Annotated in this window: 22 protein-coding genes; 11 read left to right on the forward strand and 11 right to left on the reverse strand. The window is 46.7% G+C overall.

Translation table 11 applies throughout. The features are described from left to right. Window positions 1–71: 71 nt before the first annotated feature. Window positions 72–2,960: a polysaccharide lyase family 8 super-sandwich domain-containing protein gene (locus QFZ51_RS20655; protein ID WP_429048474.1), complete on the forward strand. Its 2,889-nt coding sequence runs from the start codon at window positions 72–74 to the stop codon at window positions 2,958–2,960. A 7-nt stretch (window positions 2,961–2,967) separates the two neighbouring features. Here QFZ51_RS20655 and QFZ51_RS20660 read toward each other — a convergent pair whose 3' ends face one another. Together QFZ51_RS20660 and QFZ51_RS20665 are read right to left on the reverse strand one after the other, a co-directional pair. Continuing rightward, window positions 2,968–3,888: a hypothetical protein gene (locus tag QFZ51_RS20660; protein WP_429048476.1), complete on the reverse strand. Its 921-nt coding sequence runs from the start codon at window positions 3,886–3,888 to the stop codon at window positions 2,968–2,970. A 97-nt stretch (window positions 3,889–3,985) separates the two neighbouring features. Continuing rightward, window positions 3,986–4,318: a winged helix-turn-helix transcriptional regulator gene (locus QFZ51_RS20665; protein ID WP_370910644.1), complete on the reverse strand. Its 333-nt coding sequence runs from the start codon at window positions 4,316–4,318 to the stop codon at window positions 3,986–3,988. A 104-nt stretch (window positions 4,319–4,422) separates the two neighbouring features. Here QFZ51_RS20665 and QFZ51_RS20670 point away from each other — a divergent pair, with 104 nt between their 5' ends. The 4 genes from QFZ51_RS20670 to QFZ51_RS20685 all read left to right on the forward strand — a co-directional run bounded on the left by QFZ51_RS20670 (window position 4,423) and on the right by QFZ51_RS20685 (window position 7,985). Continuing rightward, entirely contained in the window at window positions 4,423–4,851 is a 429-nt protein-coding gene (locus tag QFZ51_RS20670; protein WP_429048478.1) for a DUF6194 family protein, read from the forward strand. A 70-nt stretch (window positions 4,852–4,921) separates the two neighbouring features. Beyond that, a complete protein-coding gene (locus QFZ51_RS20675) occupies window positions 4,922–6,301 on the forward strand; it encodes a DUF4157 domain-containing protein (RefSeq protein ID WP_429048480.1) in 1,380 nt (459 codons plus the stop codon). Window positions 6,302–6,343: 42 nt separating this feature from the next. Beyond that, entirely contained in the window at window positions 6,344–6,814 is a 471-nt protein-coding gene (locus QFZ51_RS20680) for a hypothetical protein (protein WP_429048481.1), read from the forward strand. 139 nt (window positions 6,815–6,953) lie between these two features. Then, on the forward strand, window positions 6,954–7,985 hold the full coding sequence (locus tag QFZ51_RS20685; protein ID WP_429048483.1) for a right-handed parallel beta-helix repeat-containing protein: 1,032 nt from the start codon (window positions 6,954–6,956) through the stop codon (window positions 7,983–7,985). A gap of 42 nt (window positions 7,986–8,027) precedes the next feature. Here QFZ51_RS20685 and QFZ51_RS20690 read toward each other — a convergent pair whose 3' ends face one another. Both QFZ51_RS20690 and QFZ51_RS20695 read right to left on the reverse strand, forming a co-directional pair. After that, window positions 8,028–8,774: a LytR/AlgR family response regulator transcription factor gene (locus QFZ51_RS20690; RefSeq protein WP_429048484.1), complete on the reverse strand. Its 747-nt coding sequence runs from the start codon at window positions 8,772–8,774 to the stop codon at window positions 8,028–8,030. An 18-nt stretch (window positions 8,775–8,792) separates the two neighbouring features. Further along, window positions 8,793–10,706: a tetratricopeptide repeat-containing sensor histidine kinase gene (locus QFZ51_RS20695; protein WP_429048486.1), complete on the reverse strand. Its 1,914-nt coding sequence runs from the start codon at window positions 10,704–10,706 to the stop codon at window positions 8,793–8,795. Between the two features lie 323 nt (window positions 10,707–11,029). Here QFZ51_RS20695 and QFZ51_RS20700 point away from each other — a divergent pair, with 323 nt between their 5' ends. Together QFZ51_RS20700 and QFZ51_RS20705 are read left to right on the forward strand one after the other, a co-directional pair. After that, window positions 11,030–11,797: a helix-turn-helix domain-containing protein gene (locus tag QFZ51_RS20700; RefSeq protein ID WP_429048488.1), complete on the forward strand. Its 768-nt coding sequence runs from the start codon at window positions 11,030–11,032 to the stop codon at window positions 11,795–11,797. Window positions 11,798–11,891: 94 nt separating this feature from the next. Next, a complete protein-coding gene (locus QFZ51_RS20705) occupies window positions 11,892–13,067 on the forward strand; it encodes an MFS transporter (protein ID WP_429048490.1) in 1,176 nt (391 codons plus the stop codon). A gap of 36 nt (window positions 13,068–13,103) precedes the next feature. On the opposite strand, the gene QFZ51_RS20710 is transcribed toward QFZ51_RS20705, so the two are convergent. From QFZ51_RS20710 to QFZ51_RS20740, 7 genes are all read right to left on the reverse strand, one after another. Beyond that, the gene (locus tag QFZ51_RS20710; protein ID WP_429048492.1) at window positions 13,104–14,405 is read right to left on the reverse strand and encodes an HlyD family secretion protein; all 1,302 of its coding nucleotides are present in this window, start codon (window positions 14,403–14,405) and stop codon (window positions 13,104–13,106) included. Beyond that, on the reverse strand, window positions 14,395–16,602 hold the full coding sequence (locus tag QFZ51_RS20715; protein WP_429048494.1) for a peptidase domain-containing ABC transporter: 2,208 nt from the start codon (window positions 16,600–16,602) through the stop codon (window positions 14,395–14,397). The genes QFZ51_RS20710 and QFZ51_RS20715 overlap by 11 nt, the downstream gene beginning before the upstream one ends. Window position 16,603: 1 nt before the next feature. Further along, window positions 16,604–17,674, reverse strand: a complete 1,071-nt coding sequence (gene gwsS, locus QFZ51_RS20720; RefSeq protein ID WP_429048496.1) for a grasp-with-spasm system SPASM domain peptide maturase — start codon at window positions 17,672–17,674, stop codon at window positions 16,604–16,606. 2 nt (window positions 17,675–17,676) lie between these two features. Then, the gene (locus QFZ51_RS20725; RefSeq protein WP_429048498.1) at window positions 17,677–17,856 is read right to left on the reverse strand and encodes a hypothetical protein; all 180 of its coding nucleotides are present in this window, start codon (window positions 17,854–17,856) and stop codon (window positions 17,677–17,679) included. Then, complete coding sequence (gene gwsG / locus QFZ51_RS20730; protein ID WP_429048499.1) at window positions 17,834–18,808, reverse strand: grasp-with-spasm system ATP-grasp peptide maturase; 975 nt, start codon at window positions 18,806–18,808, stop codon at window positions 17,834–17,836. The genes QFZ51_RS20725 and gwsG overlap by 23 nt, the downstream gene beginning before the upstream one ends. A gap of 95 nt (window positions 18,809–18,903) precedes the next feature. Continuing rightward, window positions 18,904–19,083, reverse strand: a complete 180-nt coding sequence (locus tag QFZ51_RS20735; protein ID WP_370910629.1) for a hypothetical protein — start codon at window positions 19,081–19,083, stop codon at window positions 18,904–18,906. Window positions 19,084–19,116: 33 nt separating this feature from the next. Further along, a complete protein-coding gene (locus QFZ51_RS20740) occupies window positions 19,117–19,293 on the reverse strand; it encodes a hypothetical protein (protein WP_370910628.1) in 177 nt (58 codons plus the stop codon). Window positions 19,294–19,472: 179 nt separating this feature from the next. Between QFZ51_RS20740 and QFZ51_RS20745 the strand changes: the two genes are divergently transcribed. From QFZ51_RS20745 to QFZ51_RS20760, 4 genes are all read left to right on the forward strand, one after another. Further along, complete coding sequence (locus tag QFZ51_RS20745; RefSeq protein WP_429048501.1) at window positions 19,473–20,351, forward strand: helix-turn-helix domain-containing protein; 879 nt, start codon at window positions 19,473–19,475, stop codon at window positions 20,349–20,351. Window positions 20,352–20,415: 64 nt separating this feature from the next. After that, window positions 20,416–20,973 carry a DapH/DapD/GlmU-related protein gene (locus tag QFZ51_RS20750; protein WP_429048503.1) on the forward strand — a complete coding sequence of 186 codons (558 nt, stop codon included), beginning with the start codon at window positions 20,416–20,418 and terminating at the stop codon, window positions 20,971–20,973. Window positions 20,974–21,033: 60 nt separating this feature from the next. Beyond that, window positions 21,034–22,095, forward strand: coding sequence for an NAD(P)-dependent alcohol dehydrogenase (locus tag QFZ51_RS20755; RefSeq protein WP_429048505.1), 1,062 nt, complete (start codon window positions 21,034–21,036; stop codon window positions 22,093–22,095). After that, window positions 22,095–22,493: a (R)-mandelonitrile lyase gene (locus tag QFZ51_RS20760; protein ID WP_429048506.1), complete on the forward strand. Its 399-nt coding sequence runs from the start codon at window positions 22,095–22,097 to the stop codon at window positions 22,491–22,493. Before QFZ51_RS20755 ends, QFZ51_RS20760 begins: the two co-directional genes overlap by 1 nt. Window positions 22,494–22,576 lie beyond the last annotated feature (83 nt).

Here is a 22,576-nt window from a genome sequence, read left to right on the forward strand (position 1 = left end):
CCCCCATTTACTCGGAATAATCACCCCACCTAACAGGCAGGGATCATTAGATTTGTTACAAATCCACTGTTATGAAAATCAGCATGCTGCTTATCCTGGGCTTCCTGTGTAATATGTCCCATGCATGGGGCCAAACGGCGTACACCACTATTATGGACCGTATCCGTGCCGAACTGCTCTCGCAATCCGGCAGTACCGCCACGCTGGACAATAACGTAACCAGCACATTGGCCACGTTGCAAAGCAATGGCTCCTGGCCGGACGTCAACTATGCCTACAGCGCCACCACCTATACGGCGGACGTACACATCAACCGGGTAAAAACCTTCGCGCTGGCCTATACGAAATCAGCCAGTTCATATTACAAAAGCACCACACTTTTCACCGCTATTGTGAACAGCCTTACTTACTGGAACACCACCGATCCGCAAAGCTGGAACTGGTACCATAACCATATCTCCAATCCGCAGCGCATCGGCGAAATCCTGATCCTTTTAGACACCGCGCAGCAAAGCCTGGGCAGTCTCCGCAATGCCTTGCTTACGCAAATGAGCCGCGGCAATCCTTCCGGTCAGGCCGGCGCCAACAAGCTGGATGAGGCTATACACTTTATATACCGGTCCTGTCTCACTGCCAACGACTCCCTGATGCAGTACAGCGTGGACCAGGCATTTTATTCCCTCGTACTCACCGCCAATGAGGGCATCCAGCATGATCTGTCATATCACCAGCATGGTCCGCAATTGTATTTCTTTGGTTATGGTTCCGTGTTCGTGAGCGGCGAAACCAATGTTGCCTATTATCTGCGTGGCACGCCTTATGCGCTGTCAGGCTCCCGCTTATCGGTGTTCAGTAATTTTGTGCGGAACGGTTTCCTCAAAGCTATGCGGACCCGTTATATCGACTACGGCACCAACGGCCGCAGCATCAGCCGGGAAAATCAATTAGCCATTGGCGTTACCAACCACCTGGAAAAGCTCAAAGTGCTGGACACCGCTCATGCGACTGAATACAATGAGAACATCGCGCGGCTGAACGGCAGCCAGTCGCCGGGATACCTCCTGCCCTCCCTGCATACCCACTTCTGGCGTTCTGACTATACTGTACATCATCGTACCGGCTACCTTTTTGGGGTACACATGACTTCTACCCGCACCGCCAAACAGGAAAACGGTAATGGAGAAAACCTGAAGGGTTATTACCTGTCGGACGGGTCCACGCACATCGCCGCCAGCGGCAACGAGTATTATAACATTCCGGCTGTGTGGGACTGGAGCAGGATACCTGGTACCACCGTGCCGTACATTACCACTATTCCGCTGCGTACAGCCTGGGGCGTGAACTTTGGCACTACCGCATTCGCAGGTGGCGTGTCGGACTCGCTGTATGGTGTTTCCGCGCTTCAATTCTCCGATTACAATACGCAGGCACGTAAAGCCTGGTTCTTTTTCGACAACGAGGTTATTTGTTTGGGCGCCGGTATCAGCTCCACCGCCACACAGCCCATCAATACCACCGTGAACCAATGCTTGCTGAACGGCGCAGTATCTGCCAATGTAAACGGCTCCGTGAGCACTATTACCAATGGCACTTACAGCTACAACAATACCCTGAAATGGATCACACATAATGGCATTAGCTATTACTTCCCTTCCGGTGGCCAGTTGCAACTGAGCATGCAATCACAATCCGGTACCTGGAGAAGCATTAATAACGGTGGCAGCACCACTGTACAGAACTTGAACGTGTTCCAGCTGTGGTTCAACCATGGTACTGCACCTGCCAACGGCACTTATGCATATTATGTATTGCCGGGTCAAAATATGAGCACTTATGATACCACGGCCGTACGTGTTGAGCAGAATACGGCGAACATGCAGGTAGTATATCACAGGGGATTAAATATCTGGCAGATGGTATTTTACCAGGCCGGTACCTTCCATAAGGATTCACTCACAGTTACCGTTGACCGTCCATGTGCGCTGATGCTGCGCAATGCAGGCACTCCCGACGTCACGTTGTCCGTTGCTGATCCGGCGCAATCCGCTTCGCCTGTTAATATCCAGTTGAACCTGCCGGGGATTCCACAAACACGGGAGCTGATTGCTACCCTGCCTTCAGGGCCTTATGCAGGCTCGTCTGCCACGTATCATGTGAACAGTCAAACGCCTGTTTATGGTGCATCCGTTATCACGGCTATTGCGGATGCCTATGTAAGAGGAGGTTCTACTTACGGTAGTGTAAACTATGGCACCGAGTCGCTTGTGCTGAAGCAGGAAACCACCACAAGCTATACACGGGAAATATTTCTCCGCTTCAATGTGGGTGCATTACCCGCGGGTACCAGCCAGGTAAAACTGCGAATGTATGTGAGCTATGCAAACACCAGCGTCACCACTGTACCGTGGATTGTGCGATATGTAAGCAACGACAGCTGGACCGAATCAGGCATCACCTACAACAACATGCCTGCCGCGACCAGCGCTGTGGATACGATCATGGGACGCACTGCCGGCAATTATGCCGAATGGGATGTAACAGATATTGCGCTCTCCCAGCAATCTGCCGATGGCATGCTTACTTTAAAACTGGTATCCGGACTGGCAGGCGCCACCACCGATGCCACCTTTACTTCCCGCGAGAGCAGCGACAGCACCCGGCGGCCGGTACTCGTTTGCAGTACAGGCAGCACCCTGCGGAAAATGATGCCAGCGATGGAGCAGAAAACAGATGGCGTGAGCATCTATCCCAATCCGGCAAGTGCATTCATTTATGTAAATACCGCCGAACGTTGGCTGAGAGCGGAATTACATGATACCGCCGGCAAAGTGGTGAAAATGGAAAAACTAGATGGCCGTCAGCAGTTCGATATCCAGATGAGTGATATACAACCGGGGATGTATTTACTGGTGTTAAAAGCACCAGGTAAACAACTGGTAAAAAAGATAGTGAAGATGTAAGCTGATTTTAATACTGAGCTATTGCTGCACGCACCTGCTGCCGCAACAGCTCATATGTTTTTACAGTGGTTACTTTGTCCAGGAACAGTTGTACAATACCAGCAGTTCTGGTATTCCCGTATTGCTGTACAAAGGAGAGATATTCCTCTTTATTTTCCGAGATCAGTGAACGGAGATTACTTATATTTTCAAACGAAGGCGTATTGTCTGTGCCAAACAGGTAATCCTCACAATAGCCGTTATATTGTTCCCGGGCGGTTTCCACAAAGGTGCTGTTTGGATAAGCGTCCAGGAACTTTTCCCAGTTGAGTGCGCGCTTTCCTATCATGCTGAAAGGAATCAGCAATCCCGCATCGGCGCTGTATAATACGGTATCTTCATCTGCCCGCAGTTGCAGGAAAGCATTGTAATCAGCGGGCAGGGAAGCTTTGAATAAACTTGTATAGAATGCAGGAACCGTGCGAAGATCGGTATACCCCTCGCCTATTTCCCAGGGTTCAATACCCGCGGTGGCCAGTAAATGAATGCGTTGTTGTACCTGCGCAGGCAGTACGATCATCCCTTTTGTTTCATCGTAGTAGTTTACATACTCATTCAGCCATGCCTGCTCATTGGCGGTGATACCAGCCAGTGCTGTATCCATATAATTCGCCAGGGAACTGTAAAGCCGGGCAGCTGTGGCCGCATTGATACCTGGCAATTGTTTTTCGATGGCTTGTTTCCTGTTGATGATACCGGAAACATATGCTTCTGTAGACAACGCCGGAATGTCAACTTTTTTATGCGCCGGGGAATCTATCCTGACGGCACTAACAACAGGTTGCTTGCTTTGGGATTCTTTGCTGCCACCATTACAGGCGGCCAGCATTATCATATGCATACAAAAAACAGGTACCCGGATATGGAGGTGCATAAACTTGTGCTTCATGGTATAAGTCGCCGGTTAATTACGAGGATGCAAGATAATTATTGCTGTTGCATTGACAAATTTTAATCAGGCACCAAATATGGCTTCCCCGGGCTGGTTAAACCACATTTTTCATTGCCCATATTTGTATTTCCATCAACACCGGCTTCAGTGAAGTACCTTTTTCGGTCAGTGAATATTCCACTGTTGGCGGCATTGTTGCAAAGGCTTTCCGGTTAATGATCTTCCTGTTTTCAAGTTGCTTTAATTCTTTCACCAGCATTCTTGTATTGATGCCTGTCACACTTCTTTCGAGTTCCTTAAACCGCATTTTTCCTGCCATCAGGTTATTGATGATGGACATCGTCCACTTGCCCGAAATCAGGTCCATCGCTTCCTGGAAGGGACATGTTTCAGATTTATCTATCTTTTTTTCATCTTTCAAAGCCATACTGTACCTGTTACTTTACTTTATGTTACTACCTGCCAAAAAGGTAACTACTTGTAAATGTACAGGAACAGGACGAAATTTGCAACGAACACAAAACACCTGTTATGTCATTACAAGCCATCGAACAATATATAACGGAACAACTTCCCAACGTTACCAAACTTGATAGCTTTGGATACAAATTCTTCTTTTATGAAACGGACCAGGTGCTCCCGTTTGTAACCATTGCCGCATCCGATAATGAGCATGATAACAAGTCCAACCTGGATCGCGACGGTATTTTCCGGGTAAATATCGGTATCTCAAAAGATGCTTATAACAAACTGTTTTCAGGTACTGAAACCGGGTGGGATTATACGGCATTAAACCGCTTCATGCCTCATCCGGATTATGCCGCGCAGCACTACATCTGCATCCTGAATCCCGGAGAAGACCTGTTGCCTCAAACGATCCGGTTTATTGAAGAAGCCCATCTTATTGCAAAGAACCGGTTCGATAAAAAGCAATCGGCTAAAATGAGAAAGTCAGGGTAAGCCAACTACGAAGAAATTGCAATAATGACTGGTTTTTGCTATCTTCATATTACCAGGAAAAAATAACCTCATGATCAAACATGCTGAAGACCCTCACAGCGGAAAACGCCAGGCTGCCACACCTGTCACCCCCGCGGCTGTACATACTGCGGGCACAGGCCCACAGGCAGTGCAGCTACGTCCTTTTCAGCAACTGGCAGACAACAGCGACAAGATAACGCAGCAAAAGGCCCTGCAAACACTGGCAGACAACCGCCCACGGCCTGCGCAACTGAAAGCAGACGGCCATCAATCTCCCATACAGAAAAAAGAAAACAAAACCGGCTTGCCGGATAATCTTAAAAGTGGAATAGAGAATATGTCCGGGCAAAGCATGGACGATGTCCGTGTACACTACAATTCCGCAGAACCCGCTCAACTGCAGGCCCTTGCCTATGCAAAGGGAAGTGACATCCACCTCGGCCCCGGACAGGAGAAACACCTGCCACATGAAGCATGGCATGTAGTGCAGCAAAAACAGGGACGGGTACAGGCTACCACACAATTAAAACAGGGTACACCTGTTAACGACGATAAAGGTCTGGAGCATGAGGCCGATATAATGGGTCAGAAGGCGCTGCAACTGTACAGCGCTTCGCCGGTGCGCCCGCTGGCCACTACCCAGTTGAAGCAGGAAGTTGTACAGCGCATCAGTATTGATGTGAGCAAGCTGAATATGGTGGGTGAAGAACACGGAGAGTCGCAAAAGCGCCGGCAAACAGAAGTTGCGTACAGTAACCATTTATTCGGTCAGACTGGTCTTTATTGGCAGGAAGCTGCGTTTAAACCCATTGAAATACATCAAACACGCGGCGATGAAGCCGGGTTACGATTAAAATTCTTCTACCATCTCTATTCAAGTGATATCGTAAAAGTAATAAAAACCACCAATGATGGGGATATGCCCTTCCTGATGGCCGTACGCGGTATCTGGAAAACGATGAATACCGTAAAAACCCTGTACCAGGAGGAGGTGGAAACGCTGAGCGAAGATGAAGGACTCGCCCTCCATCAAATGATAACTAACCAGGTATGGACCGGCTGCCAGGCTAAAATGGACGGATTGGCAACGCCTCAAAATGCTAACAACCTCGAATATAGGAAAGACCTGGTGACTGACATCATAAACCTGAAAAAATACTGGGAAACCAAGCCTGCTATTTATGAACCCAGCAAGCAAGTTGCCAGGGCCGACCGTAATGATCACATGCATAACAGCGCCACCACAGCCGCCTTCCAGGGACGTAAAGGGATCTGGAAAGTTGGAGAAAACCACATTATCGGCATCTCACAAATGTTCCCCGCAGGAAGGCATTACAACCTGGTACACCGGGCTGATTTTAATAACGACATTAATGCATATATTCAGAGCACTACCAACACTACCAGTGTGACGAAAGAGAAAAAGTGATGCTTTGAATCACAGGCATAATTACGATCATATATACTATTTATGGAAAGGCAATGGAACCAGATTAACGAAGGTAAATTTGTGTTTTTAGTTAATGGCGAAGAAATTGGGACATATCAAAGAGGAGATGACTGGCTTAAAGAGCCTACAACTTTCAATATTCTTCAAAATGAATATAGTATTGAGCATTCCTTCGGCCTTTTCAGCCGTAACAATATTAAAATACTAGCGTCAGGCGAACCTGTTTTGAAGCTGAAAAGTATTCCGTTTTCATTAAACTTCAATTTCGAATATCAAAACCGGCAATTTAAACTTGTCTTTAATGATACGCCGCTTTGGCAATGGTCAATTATGGAAAAGGATCAATTAGTCCTTTCTTATAAAACAGACTTCACCAAAGGAACAACAGGATTATCTATTGTATCTCAAAAAGATGCTGATGACCATTACCTGTTTGATTTTTTATTGGGACATCTGATTTTAGGTAAAGGAAAGAAAGATGTTCAGGAGTAATTCAAAATGGTGTCAGCTAATAAATTATCCGCTTGAACGAACTTGCACAAACTTGATCCTGCCTTGAACAACCGCGCTAACGGGGAAATAGTACCTTTCATATGAACCAAGAACTTATATGAATCTAACTCCGGCGACCATGTACAAACTTATCATTACTTTATGTTTCCTATGCGTCATTCAGCTAAACACATCAACAGGCCAAACAGTATTCGTTGACCCTGCAAAAGGAAGGGACAACGCAACAGGAACAATAGGAGATCCACTGGCAAGCCTTGAAAAAGCGATTGCCCTGGCCAATGGTTTCACCGGAAAGGAGGCGGTTACCATCAAGCTTGCTCCCGGCCTGTATACTCTCACGCAACAGTTGGTGCTACAGTCTTCTAACCCAACAGATACGGGGAAATACACCATAGAGGCATCCATCTTGCCCGATGACACCGGTTGGCTGCCCTCCAAAATGCCGGTTATACAATCTGTTTCTCCCAACAATAAAAACTACGGGAGCTTTGATCATTGCATCGGCTTCCAGGTTGAACGCAATAACACCTGCTTCAGGGGATTGAAATTCCTGGGTAACACCCATCCTTCTGTTGTTTACTATTATGCAATCGAGCGCCACCGGCCTGAACTAAAAGACATGGAAATTTCGCAATGCTATTTTGTAGGCAGTAAGAATTCAGCGCCAATACAGGGCGCCATTTTCGCGCAAGGCAGTGGTATCAAAGTAAGCCATTGTGTATTTTATGAATGCAGGAACGCACTTTTGTTATTCTTATCTGTAACAGGGTTTTCCCTGACCAATTCTATTATATATGGGGCTTACGAAGGGGCCATATGGTTCGGAAAATATTCAGATTTTGTTTTCAGAGATAATATTATAGCAAATAATAATTGCTTCTGGATAAGTATGAAAGACTACAAAGCCCAATATACCTTCACCAACTCTTTAATTACAGGGAATGCTATTGAAATGGGTCTGAATAACAATGGTATCATCGAAAAAGATGAGGTGAATCACCCGGTTATGAAGAATATTCAGCGATCAGGAAAAGTGCTGCTTACCGAAACAGATAAAGACACGATACCGGTAAACTATCTTAACCTATCTCCTGCCTCAGCAGGAAAAGACATTCCAGCCGGGATATTCAGGTTAATGAGAAACCGTTGAAAATGACAGATATCTTTTCCTACTCTTCAATATCCTCCCTGCCTAAGAAATATTCTCCAGATAATTAAGCACTTCCTCCTTCTTCCGGCTGGAAACTGGTACCTGTTCATTGTTTTGCATTTTTAAATATCCTTCCCTGTAGTACTTTTCCACATAGTGGAAATTAACCAGGTAAGACTGGTGGCACCTCAGGAAGCCGGCGGGCAACAGTAAACCCTCATAGTCCTTCAGGCCCTTCGACACAAGGATTTCCCGCTTGTTCTTCAGGTAGAAGGTCGTATATCCCTTGTCGCTCTTGCAGTACATAATATCTTCTATCGAAACAATTTCTATATATTCAATGCTTTTCAATGCAAGCCGCCTGGGCACTGTTCCGCCCTGTGCCAAATAATGCTGCCGGGCTATTTCCAGCTGCTGCTGGTCAATAAGTTCCTGCTTCCGCTGGTGGAAACATTTTTTCAGCATTTCCGTTAAAGCGGCTTCGTCTATCGGTTTCAACAGGTATCCGAAAGCCCCCATATTGAGCGCCTGTATGGCATACTGATCATAGGCCGTAAGGAAAATAACCTGGAAGCCTTCATTCCCTATTTCATGAAATAGCCGGAAGCTGTCGCCGTCTTTCAGCCGGATATCAGCTAAAATAATGTCTGGTTTCAAGGCGGGTATTTCCCTCACCGCCTGGGCCACCTCGGGTGAATTCCCTATGACCTCTACAAAGGGAATGCCTTGAACGACCTGTAAAAGGTGCTTCAATATGAGCGCTTCATCTTCAAGAATATAAAGCTTCATGTATGATTATTTTCTGGTTTAGTCTTTAATTTCCGGTATTACAATATGCACGGTAACACCATGTGTTCCGTTATTGTCTTTATTTTCAATATTGAAGTTCGCTTCCTGTCCGTTGGATTTGAAAAGCGCCTCCAGTCTTTCTTTAAGGATAATTCCGGCAAGCGACCTTTTCTTTTGCGGGTTCTCCTCCTTACTGGTAAGGCCTTTGCCGTTATCATCCACCAGGATGATAACCTGGTTGTTTTCCGCGCTGAATGATACCCTGAGCATGCCTTTGTATTGAATATTCCTGAACCCGTGCTCTATGGCGTTTTCAACAAATGGTTGCACTAACATAGGAGGAATCAGTATATCTTCAGGATAAAGATCCGCTGCTACCGTTACCTGGTAATCGAAGATCCCTGCGAAACGCATCTGCTGCAGCTGAAGATAATTTTTCAGCGAGGTGACTTCTTCTTCCAGGTTGATAAAATCCCTCCTGCTTTGTTCCAGCACACTGCGCAACAGCCCTGAAAATGCTGAGAGGTAACGGACAGATTCTTTTGTATCGCCGGAAGCGACCAGGCTTTGCAGGTTGGCGATGGAGTTAAAAATAAAATGCGGGTTTAGCTGTGCCTGTAGTAATTTTTGCTCGATGTTCAGGCGGCTGTTCTCTAATTGGAGCATTTTATTTTTTTCTTTCAACCGGTATTGCCGGTGAATTATATAGAAGAATAAAAGTATGCCAATGAATACCAGCGATGCCAATGCCAGCGTCCATCTCTGCTGGCGGATCACCTTTTCATTCAACGCATTCCGGCTGCTTAGCTCAGCGATATTCCGGTCCTTTTTCTCTGCTTCATATTTTGTCTGTATCTCCGCTACTTTAACTGCTTCTATCTGTTTAATATGATCTATTTCTACGGAAAAGGCGTAATCCGCTGTCTCCATGGCTTCTGCGTAGTCGCCTTTCTTTTTATACGCCTCAATAAGTCCCTTGTAATAATTGGGATCTTCTTTCCCATTTTCCCTCTTTTTGGCAAGGGCAATAGCCTCTTTATAGTAGTGGATCGCCGAATCCAGCTGGTTATTACGGATAAAACTGGTAGCTAAATTATTATATGCATATGCCTGCAGGTTATTGGTTTTCTTTAAATAATTAAAGAAGATCTTGCTACATTCAAGGCCCTTTTCAGATTGCCCCTGGCGGGCATATACCTGTGATAGGTTATCGTAAGACCGTGCAATTGCCATGCTGTCGCCGATGCTTTTCGCAAGGTCACGCGCCTGTACATTATACAGCAGCATTTTATCATAATCATCCCCCCTGGAGGCCAGCATGAAAGAAATATCATAATACCGTTGCCGGATTACGGGATGGGATTTGTAAGGATGGCTTTTATAATAGCGTTCGGTATATTCCAGTGATTCTTTTTCGTTGTGGTTCTGGTAATAAGCTTTGGCCATCAGGTCGTAAAAGCGATAGGTCAGCCTGCTATGGGCGCCTTCCGCTTTTTTCATGGCGGCCAGTATGTCATTCATTAAAGCCCCTTCTACCATAGTGCCGTTGGCGGTGCTGTTGTCCAGGAGGCTGAAGGTTTTCAGCAGCTCCACTTCCACATCGCCCTTTGGTCCGGCCATCTTCTTGTACTCGGCTATTGCGCTGTCCCGTTGTCTTTCCAGGTTATAATATCTTCCCCTGAAATAATGATAAAACGGGTTCACATTGCTGTCAGCGGTGTGCCGCAGCAGGCTGTCTTCCCGGTAAGTCGCGCTTTTCATTCCGGCAGATGATAGTGTATCCAGGGAGATGATCAGGGACAGGTAATCTTTCCGGGGCGCTGCAGGAAGGGCATTTCCCTGATCCTTCCCCGGCTTTTCTTTATCCTTGCACGAGGCAATAAAAAGCAGGGTCAAAACCGAAATAACCGCAAAGGCGGCTCTTGCATTCATCAATGATGTAAATTTAGCTGCACAAAAAAACATAAATATAAACGGTTCTTCTTTTTCTTCCCCGGTTTTATAATGATTATTCTCTAAATATATAATTTAAAACGTTCAATAACCGGCCTGGTAAATATCCAGTAGCTTTCATCCCATATCCGTAGCGCCTGATCCAATATTTGCACCTGCTTCCCTTTTCAGATAAGGGATAAGATATTTTCTATTATCTGTATTTTTACCGGAAGAAAACTTAGCATCAAACCATAATGGCCAGGAACGCAATTTTATTACACCAGGAGCAACTAGCGCCAGCAGGCGTTGAAATAGAGCTGATGAAAAGTTTGGACCAAACCGTGCAAATCCCGCATAGGGACGACCATTATATGTTCATCATTCAACTGAAGGGACGCTTTTTATGGGAGCTGGATTTTACGGAAGTCATCATGAAAGGACCCTCCATAAGCTTTGTTGCCCCCGGTCAGGTGCATAGATATATCAGCTATAAAAACTGCGAGGGCTGGTTAGTATTTGTGGACAACGGGCAAATATCCACGCAGATCCGGGGAATATTCGACACTTATCTTAATGCCCGTCAGTCGGTGGCGGTTCAAAAGGAGGATGCGGTTTTTAAAATAATGCCTTTGTTTGAAGATCTCCTTCATCAGCCATCATTACCACTTCAAAAAAACTTAATAAGCTCCCTGACAGCAACGCTGGCGGGAATGATCGCTTCAAAAATAATACAGTCACAAAACACCCTGAGCCTGGTTGGCGGGCAAAAGTACAATACCGTTCTCCGTTTCAAACAACTGGTCAATACAAAATGTAAAGAACTAAAACAGGTGAAGGCCTATGCGTCACTGCTCAACATCACTCCCCTTTACCTGAACGAAATAGTAAAAGAAGTCACCGGATTCGCCGCCAGTCATTGGATTCACCAGGAAATCCTGCTGGAAGCCAAGCGTTTGCTGTTTTATTCCTCTTTAGATATAAAACAGGTCGCTTACGAATTAGGGTATGAAGACCATGCATATTTCTCCCGCTTTTTTAAGAAGAACACGGGAATGACCGCCACCGGGTTCCGGATCAAAAACCATTAATTGTCCAATCATAGCCATTAGATGGCTACCAGCCGTTGCTTCGATGCCGTTTAATTTTGTATCCGTAAAATTTAAATTAATAATACGATACAAAATGACAGAGAAAAAACCAATAGCTACCCTGATAACCCCTATTATCATATCAGTATTCGCTATTTATCTTACCATCGGAATGACTTTGGGAATACTTCCCGGTTTTGTAAAAAATGATTTAAAATTCAGTAACCTGGTTGTTGGCCTGGTCATAGGATTGCAATCACTGGCTACCTTGCTGACAAGGGCATATTCAGGGAAAACCACGGATACAAAAGGCGCAAAAACGAGCACCCTTAGCGGTATATTGCTTGTAATGTTCTCCGGTGTTTTATATAGTATAGCTGCAGCCAACAGCCGGAACGCCGCATTGGCATTAGGACTTTTAATGGTATCGCGGATTGTTCACGGCATATCAGAAAGCATGTCGGTGACGGGCGCATTAACCTGGGGAATAGGTTTGGTGGGCCAGGAAAGGTCCGGTAAGGTAATGACCTGGAATGGTATTGCCATGTACGCCGGCATTGCTATAGGTGCGCCGGTGGCCATCTGGATGCAAAGGTCCTTTGGAACAGGGTATGTTTTTGCCGTCATCACATTGCTGCCGGTTGTTGCCTGGCTCCCCACCATCAAGCTGCCGGCTTTACCTGTAGATGCCTCGCATATCAGGACACCTTTCTACAAAGTAATAAACCTGATTGGCAAACAGGGTTTGGGATTGGCATTTTCATCCATAGGATTCGCCTGCATTTCTTCCTTCATTTCCTTGCTGTTCACTGAAAAACATTGGGGCGATCCCTCTATGGCTTTCATGGCCTTTGGGGCGTGCTATGTACTTACCCGGGTATTTTTTTCTTCCTTCCCTGATAAGTATGGCGGATATAAAGTTGCGCTGGTTTCTTTAATGGTGCAGGCCACAGGACAGCTTTTGATTGGATTTGCCTCGTCAGAAGTGATGACAATAGCGGGATGCAGCCTGACCGGCATTGGTTTTTCCCTGATATTTCCTGCATTAGGTGTGCTGGTGATCAAAAAGGTAGCACCGCAAATACGGGGAACAGCATTAGGTGCTTATGCCGCATTCTTTGATCTCTCTTTGGGACTGTCGGGCCCTATTGCCGGTATCATTGCAGGTTGGTATGATTATAAAGCCGTTTACCTGTTTGGTGCGTTCAGTTGCCTGCTGGCCATTTTCATATTGTTCTTTAACAGGAATAATGCGTCCAGACAGGTATAGCACAGTTATACGCCCCCATCAAGGGGCGTGTAACTTTTATTCAAACCGCAGCAGCTTTCTCAGCTGGTAAAAGAATCTTTCTATCAGCCGCAGGTCCTGCGTAACTATTTCAGCGTTGCCTTTTAATTCTTTATCAAAGGGAAGGGTTTTATGGAAAGATGTTTGAAGCCCTTTCGGCAAAATGACATTCACATAATAATTACCATCTTTATCCGGTGCATTGGCGATATTTTTCACCCGGCCTTCCACCATACCAAATTCCTGGTAAGGATAGTTGTCCAGTTTCAGCAGCACTTTCTGTCCCACCTTTACCTTGCCTGAATTGGTGGCTGGCACCCGTAATCCGCCGATGAGCATATCTTTATCATCCGGCATCACGGACAACAGGATGTCTCCTGTTTTCACAAACTGGTTCTTTCCCAGGAACTGCTGGAAGCCCACTACACCGGCCACTGAAGAGGTAAGCAGGTAGTTCTGTTCCCAGGCGTTGAGTGATTTTCTCAGTTGCTCAAATAGTTGTCCGGTCTGCGCTGTTAAATTGATCTTATCTTTTTGTGCATTGATGGTTGCCCCGCTCCGTGTCCTTTCAATACCCAGTATACCTTCCTGCAGCTGGGATATCGCAAGGCTGATGTTTTCCAGGCTCTGTTCTGCCTGCAGAAATTTCATTTTTTCCAGGTTCATTTCCGATGCAGAAACAACCCTTTCTTTAAACAGTTCCTGGTACCGGTCGAATTCCCTTTTAGACAGCTCATACTTCGTTTGCTCCAGACTTTTTTGCTGCTGCAGCGTACGTATCCTGCTGCGTGATTCCGCCAGGCTCTTGTTGGCTGCTGCATAATCCGGGGAATAAGGCTGCAAAGTGGTATAAAGTTGTGCGTCGGTCAACGCGCGGGCAAAGGCATTGTAGTCCGCCTGGATCTCTCCCAGTTTGAACCCCGCTACTTCACCAAGTGGGAAGTGCTCCACTCCCGCGTTACCCAGCGAATCAACAATAGCCCTCAACCGGATCACGTCGCGGTAGTCGGCAGTGGATTGCAGCACCATCAGTATCTGCCCACGGGAAACCGGCTGATGGTCGGTTACAAATATTTCCTCTACTTTGGTATTGATCCTGACTTCCAGCTTCTCCGGCGGATTCCGGGAGGAAATGATGACGGCAGAAGGAACAAATTCCGGGTACTTTATCACGCAGCTCATCACTAAAATGAGCAGCAGTATAAAAAATATGGTGGTATTCCCCCAGCGGACCATCCAATGCGGTGGCTGTGTAAGAATGTCCTGCACCCCTTCTGAGTGCAGTTGAATAGTGTCTAAGATATCCTTTTTAGTTTCCAAGTTCCAGTTGATTTTTTACGAGCCGGTAATACTCTTTCCTGAGCGATACCAGTTCATCATGACTTCCTTCTTCCACTACTTTTCCTTTATCCAGTACAATGATCTTATCGGCATTTTTCACGGTTGACAACCGGTGCGCAATGATCACCGCCGTTTTTCCTTTTAAGAACTGTTCCAGGTTGCCCATGATCGCTTTTTCTGTATTGGCATCCAGCGCACTGGTGGCCTCATCAAAAAATATATATTCCGGCGATTTGTATACGGCCCTGGCTATAAAGAGCCGCTGCTTCTGCCCGCCGCTGATGCCAATGCCTTCATTCCCGATCTTCGAATTGTAACTTAATGGCAGGCTTTCCACAAAATCGCGGATACATGCCACATCCACGGCCTTGCGGAGCTGTTGCCGGTTTATATCATCTATCCCTATGGCAATATTTTTTGCGATGGTATCATTGAATACGTACCCTTCCTGCATGACCACGCCACATTGATCGCGCCAGTACCGCGCAGAAATATTCTGCAACTGTACATTCCCGATTTTAATTTCACCCTCGCCCGGCTCGTAGAACTTCATCAGCAGTTTCAGCAGGGTTGTTTTACCGCTGCCGCTGGCGCCTACAATGGCAGTGGTTTTGCGGTATGGTATACGCAGGCTCAGGTGCTCGAACACCGGCGCACCGGCACCTACATACCGGAAAGACACATTATTCAATGCAATATCCTGCTCCGGTATTTCTATCATCGTTTGCACATCAGTACGTTCTTCATCCTCCTTATCGTGGATCTCTCCCAGCCTTTCCAACGATATTTTTGCGTCCTGCATTTGTTTGACAAAGTCCATCAGCTGCATCAGCGGGCCATTCAGCTGGCCAATGATGTATTGCACCGCCAGCATCATTCCCAGGGTAAGGTTACCATCGAGTACCAGTTTTGCCGCAAGAAAACTGACAAAGATGTCTTTCATCTGGTTGATAAAATTGGAGCCCACCGTTTGCCATTGTTCCAGCGACAATGACCTGATCTGGATCTTAAACAGTTTCACCTGCATAAATTCCCAGCCCCAGCGCATCTGCCGCTCTGCATTATGCATCTTGATTTCCTGCATGCCATTCACCAGTTCAATCACTTTACTCTGCTCCTGTGATACCTGCGAGAAACGTTTATAGTCCAGCTCCTTTCTCTTCCTGAGAAAAAAAGATATCCATCCTACCGATAAGATAGCGCCCAACAGGTAGATCAGGAATAAGCGGTAATCATACAGCAACAGCACCACGCTGAAAATAACCAGGTTCACCAACGAGAACAAGGTATTTAGCGAAGAATTGGTCAACAGTTGTTCTATCCGGTGGTGATCATTGATACGCTGCATAATATCGCCGGTCATACGGGTATCAAAATAGCTGATAGGCAGTTTCATCAGTTTTATGAAAAAGTCGGACACAATGGAAATGTTAATCCGGCTGGAGAGATGTAACAAAATCCAACCCCGGATTACTTCTATTCCCATTCTCCCGATAAACAACATCACCTGTGCCAGTAATACCAGGTAAATAAAGTTCAGGTCGTGGTTCTGGATGCCTATGTCTACAATGCTTTGCGTCAGAAAGGGGAAGATAAGCGACAGCAGGCTGCCCGCAAAGAGACCTATTGCCAGCTGGGCGATTAGCTTTTTGTATCTGAAGAAATAACCGAAGAGGAAAGAGAAATCCTTCCTGCTCCGCGGTGTTGCTGCATCTGCTTCATAAAATGCAGGACCCGGATCCAGCAGCAGGACAATCCCCTCCTCGTCGCGCTCCTGCTTCCCTTTTCCTATCCAGCCATCTATAAACTCCTGTTGCGTATATTTTATCAATCCGTAAGCAGGATCGGAAACATACACGAATGTATCCGGTCCTGACTTTTTTATTTTGTAAACAACAATAAAGTGTTGCTGTCCCCAATGACAAATGCAGGGCAGTGGCGCCTCTTCCAACAGCGTAATAAAATCTATCTTTACCGCCAGGGACTTAAAACCCAGCCTCTCCGCTGCGGCAGACAATCCCAGCAAAGAACTCCCCTCCCGCGTGGTTTCCGCCAGCGACCGGATAGTCTGAATATCGGTCAGCCGGCCGTAATGCTTGCTGATGATCTTTATACAGGTAGGACCGCAATCCTTCCTGTCCGGCTGCATATAAAAAGGGAATGCTTTCAGTTTCATATTAGTTTATTGTCTCTCCCAGCCCGTACCAGGCAATGGCAGCATGCTTCAACGGATTCTCCGTCCAGTCCTCCCAGGTGTTACTGTACGGATCGTACCCGCATTTAAGCGGCCTGGAATAAATATCCTGTGGATCTTCCACGTAAGCCCGGCAATCGGTGCATACATGTCTGAACTCACAATCTTTACAAACCGCTATTTCATCTTTACGGATTTTTCCATACCGGTGAAATGCCTGATTGTCCAATACTTCCTGCAGCGGTGTGTTTGTTATATGCCCGAAGTTATCCGGCAGTGAAGGACAATTCCTGATATATCCGTTCAGATCTATGCTCAGCTTTCTGTTCAGGCAGGTATTATGATGCTGGCTCTCGGTGAACAGTTCCATGTTTGAAACGAAGTAGCTGGAGCGGATTTCACCGCAGGCCAGGCAGGAATTGATATGATTGCTGAAGAAAATTACGGGCACCGAACCTTCGAATATTTTCTCCGGCTTATCAACCGGTGCTGAATGAATCAGCAGCGACTTCACGCGCGGATATTTTTTTACCAGTTTATCCAGCGTTGGCAGGTCCAGCGTATCGTCATACGGCAGCACCAGTTTGATGAACTTTAGCGTTGTGCCGTTGAACACTTCCAGTAATTCGCGGATCTTATCCAACGCTATTTTCCCGTAACACCTGATCTCCAGTGCCTGTACATGCAGGTCGAACAGCTCGCGGAAAAAAGGGCCGGAATAATCGATAGCTTCATTATACTCAATAATTACGTTGGTGATTGCTGAGTACCTGTCCCAGCTGAGATCCAGCGGTATCAGTTCCGGTAGCAGCCGGTCGTCTGTAAATCCCAGTTCTTTGCTCAGCACAAAATTAATGTAACCCATAATGGTTTTACGATTATCTTCCCCGTAATGGGCCATGCATTCGTCGATAGAATGCTGTTGCAGGAAGAGGAATACATCGGCGGTATCGTTCGGGATATGGTAAAACCTGCGCATTTGCAGATCGCAGAGCAGCGACATACGGGCTCCCTTCACGAGCCGGCAGTTTGCGTATAGATTTAAATATTCCATTATCAGAATTTGGAGATCACTTTATAAAAATTGAAAAGCTCAAATCCTCCGGAATTTATTTTCGGGGCCTTTTCAAATTTGAGGATGGGATAGGTTTGCTGCTGGTTATCCTGGTCCAGGAAATACAGCGACAGCGGCAATCCCTTCTTCTCTTTCAGTTTACTGGTGAATTTCTTTTTCATGAGCGCTATTTTTATGCAGCAACAATGCTAACTTCTTTTCCAGGTAATAGTTGCAGGGGTAAGACACCATGCCGAACTGGCCCTCGGGGTTAATTTCGAGGAAGTGGTAGTTTCCCTGCATATCTACCATCAGGTCAATAGAACCTGTGCGGAACCGCAGTGCTTTCATCAGCTGATTCAGCTTAAGTTCCAGATCTGCTGGTAGTTTATAGGGCACTGTCCTGTTTGGCCGCTGGTTATCGTAGTTCCGGAAATCATCTTTTGTTTTCCGGTTGTTTTGCGAAAAAATAGCCATCGAATGGCACTCGCCATCCAGGTAAAACGTGCGTATCTCAAACTTCTTGATAATCTTCTCCTGTACCAGCGAGGGGAAAAATTTCTCTGGTACCAGGTGAAGATTGGCTTTGTTGATGGTTTTGGTGAGCATCTTGTACTTTTCGCCATCAGCGTCTTCTACAAAAATACATTCGCTGACAGGCTTTACGATTAGCTCGTTGCACTTATCCAGCAAATGTATAATTGCAGCTTTGGTGGTCACCACTTCCGTAAAAGGGATGTTAATCCCGCATTGACGGGCAAGGCTCAACACATGCAGTTTATTCAGGTTATCTTCGGAGATGGGGTCATTGAGCCACTTATGGCGGTCAATGGTAAAAAACAAGAGGGAATGAAGGCCGTTGAATTCATCTACCAGGAATCGTTTAAGGGTGTACTCCGTATTAAAGTCTGCTTGTTTAAGACGGTATTTTACAGGAAAGCTGCTGATCTTTCTCCGGTACCAGACAGCGGCAATTTCATTGTTGCCTGGCAGATCATCCAGGTTTTGAATATCGAAGAAGTCCTCCCCATTAACCCGCAGGTAGGGTATCCGCAAATGGTCCATCCACTGGCAAACATGATCCGTGGTGCCTTCCAGGTGCGATTGACTTAATATAAGGATCTGTTGAGACATGGTGTACAGTTGATTACTGGTAGTAAGAACTGCCGGCAATCACCGGCAGTTCTGTAGTTTCCGGACATAACAATGGCGGAAGGAGATGTTTATTACTAGTCGCGTTTGTGGTCGCAGATGTAAACATCCGGTCCTGAATAATGGGTGGGCGAGTGAATGGTGGTGCCTGCGCCATCGCCGGAATCAGCCAGCTCGCTCACGAGGGCTAGTTTTCCGCCCTTAATCGTTTCCAGGGATTCAATTTTCTTTGCATTCAGTTTTTTCAACTTTTCCATAGTTTTTAATTTTTAGAGGTTTTACGTTTGGGATTACTTGTTAGGATCATTCCGGGTATCAGTTACATAGTGCTGACCGTTCCACGAAGCATGGTTTTCCGTGGTTCTTTCCTGGTCTTCGAGGAAGAATTCAAGGGCGAGTGCTCTGCCGCCTTTCACCGTTTCCGGAGATGCTACCTTTTTGGTAACCAATTTTTCTAACTGTTTCATGTTATTAGATTTTAAATCTGCCTTAAAATTAGGCGGCAGGAGCAATTCCGCGGAGAGGCAAGGCATATTTGACTGGTTACGATCCATATTCGTAGTACTTGGGGAAATAATTGCAGCGTTGGCCAGGCAGATACCGGATTCAAGTTGGCACCATGTCTTGATTTTCTTAATTTTGTAAGATGAAAAAAGGCCAGGCACGTTCGGTATCCGCATTCAATAACGATCTCAAACTAAAAGGCTTTAATGCCTTCCAGATTGAGGATGATAGTCAGGCTACCCGCTTTTACAGCCGGAAGGATTTTTATAAGATTTGCCTGACCACGGGCAAAAGCATTATTCATTATGCCGACCGGAGCTTCCATGCGGAAGGTACGGTGCTGTTCTTTGGCAACCCGCACATTCCCTATTCCTGGGAAACCCTGTCGACCACCTACGTAGGCTATACCTGTTTATTTTCAGAAGAATTCCTGAATGTTTCAGAACGCGCGGATATCCTGCAGCAGTCGCCATTTTTCAAGATAGGTGGCACCCCTATCCTGACCATCACCGACGCGCAGCGGATTTTTCTCAATACCATTTTCCAGAAGATGATCGGGGAACAGCAGAGCAGTTATATCTTTAAAGATGACCTGATCCGCAATTATATCAACCTGATCGCGCATGAAGCCATGAAAATGCAGCCTTCTGAAAACTTTGATCAGCATAAGAACGCCGCCAGCCGGATCACCGCTGTTTTCCTTGAGTTATTGGAACGACAGTTCCCCATTGAAAGCCCGGATAAGCCGCTTCAATTGAAAACGGCACAGGACTATGCGCAAAATCTCGCCCTGCACGTTAATTACCTCAACCGCGCGGTAAAAACAGTGACTGGTAAGCCCACCACTGCACATATTGCTGAACGGATCATCAGCGAGGCGAAGGCGCTGCTACAGCATACCGACTGGAACATTGCTGATATTGCTTATGCATTGGGCTTCGAATATCCCAGCTATTTTAATAATTACTTTAAAAGGATGACCGGTACCAACCCAACCTCATTGCGCAGCCTGGAAGTTTGAAATTCTTAACTATTGGTTTGATAGTCATAAACAGCAAAGGGACGGCCCATCCTACCTTTGCGTGATGAAAGATATTTTCGAGAGACTACAAGCCGGGGAGCCCGTCGCGCTGGATGACCCGGAATTTTTCAAAGTGGATGCAGTGGTTAACCGAACACTGGCCCTGTCGCCGGCACTCAATGCTGCTGCCAGCGTAGAGGAGATAAGAGCAAAACTCAGCGAAATTATTGGTACTACGCTGGATGAAAGCACCGCCATATTCGCACCCTTCTATACCAACTTCGGCCGCTTTATCAAAATTGGCAAAAATGTGTTTATAAATCATGCCTGTTCTTTCCTGGATATGGGCGGCATTACCCTGGAAGACCATGTACTCATCGGGCCAAAAGTGAATCTCATTACGGAAAATCACCCGCTCAACCCGGCAGACCGCCGGAGCATGTTGTGTAAACCCATTTTAATAAAAAAGAACGCCTGGATCGGCGCAGGCGCCACCATTCTGCCCGGTGTTACCATCGGTGAAAACGCAGTGGTGGCAGCAGGCGCGGTAGTCAGCAGGGATGTTCCTGACAACACGGTGGCAGGCGGGGTGCCGGCCAGGTTGATCAAAACAATTTCCTAATAAGGCATGTCCACCTTTTTTACTAAAATCTGAAGCAGTCATTAATTTCAAATAAAAATTATGAGTACCACATCAGTAAAAGCATATGGCACACCGGCAGCGGAAGCGCCATTGAACATGCTTGACATCAGGCGAAGAACAACGACTCCGCACGACGTGGAGATCGATATTCTTTATTGCGGGGTTTGCCACTCCGATCTGCACACGGCGCGTAATGAATGGCATTTCACCGTGTATCCTTGTGTTCCGGGTCATGAGATCGTAGGCAGGATTGTTCGTGTAGGCGATCATGTGACCAAATTCAAGGTCGGAGATGTAGTGGGTGTAGGTTGCCTGGTTGACTCCTGCCGGGAATGCCAGTACTGCCAGGAAGGCCTGGAACAGTTCTGTGAGCCGGGCCCCACCCAAACCTATAATTCGCCCGATAAATACCTGGATACGCCTACTTTTGGCGGTTACTCAGAAAGTGTTGTGGTAGATGAGAACTATGTATTGCGCATACCAGAAAACCTTGACCTGGCCGCAACAGCGCCATTACTATGCGCCGGCATCACCACCTATTCTCCCCTGCGTCACTGGAACATAGGCCCCGGAAAAAAAGTGGGTATTGTGGGTATCGGCGGCCTGGGTCATATGGGCATAAAGATAGCCAAAGCCATGGGCGCACATGTGGTAGCCTTTACCACTTCCGCATCAAAGTTCGCAGAAGCCCAACGGTTGGGCGCCAACGAAGTGGTGCTGTCCAAAGATGAAGAGCAGATGGCCGCCTACAGGGGCAAACTGCACTTTATCCTGGACGCCGTATCTGCGGAGCATGATATCAATGCTTACCTGAACCTGCTGCGGGTAGACGGTTCGCTGGCATTAGTAGGCGCCCCTGAGCATCCGCTGCCGGTTGCCGCCTTCAGTGTGATCATGGGCCGCAAAAGTTTTTCCGGTTCAATGATCGGCGGCATTGCTGAAACGCAGGAAATGTTGGATTTTTGTGGAGCACATAATATTACCGCGGATATTGAAATGATCAATATCCAGCAAATCAACGAAGCCTATGAACGTTTGCTGAAAGGTGATGTGAAATACCGCTTTGTGATCGACATGAACTCTTTGAAAAATGCCTCGTAATGGAAATAACAAGAATAGCGTCCAAGCCCTCTGCCAAAGGACCAGCCGACTGGTTCACCGGGGCTGTACGCATTGATCCTTTATTTGACGCGAACAATGCCCGCCGGGCCGCCGCGGCCACGGTCACTTTTGAGCCGGGTGCAAGAACGGCCTGGCATACGCACCCCCTGGGTCAGACCATCATCATTACAGCCGGCCTTGGCTGGGTGCAACGTGAAGGCGGCCCTGTGGAAGAAGTACGCCCGGGTGATGTAGTATGGTTTGAACCTGGCGAGAAACACTGGCATGGTGCTTCGGCTTCCAACGGTATGACCCATATAGCCATACAGGAAAACCTGGACGGCAAAATGGTAGATTGGCTGGAACATGTAACGGACGGGGAATATAAGCGACCCTGATTTCCGTTAGTTAACATACCATAAGGGCGCCCTTATGGTATGTTAACTAACGTTACCGGCTATGCGAACAATATTTCTCTTTA

This window comes from Chitinophaga sp. W3I9, from assembly GCF_050434025.1.
Taxonomy (GTDB): domain Bacteria; phylum Bacteroidota; class Bacteroidia; order Chitinophagales; family Chitinophagaceae; genus Chitinophaga.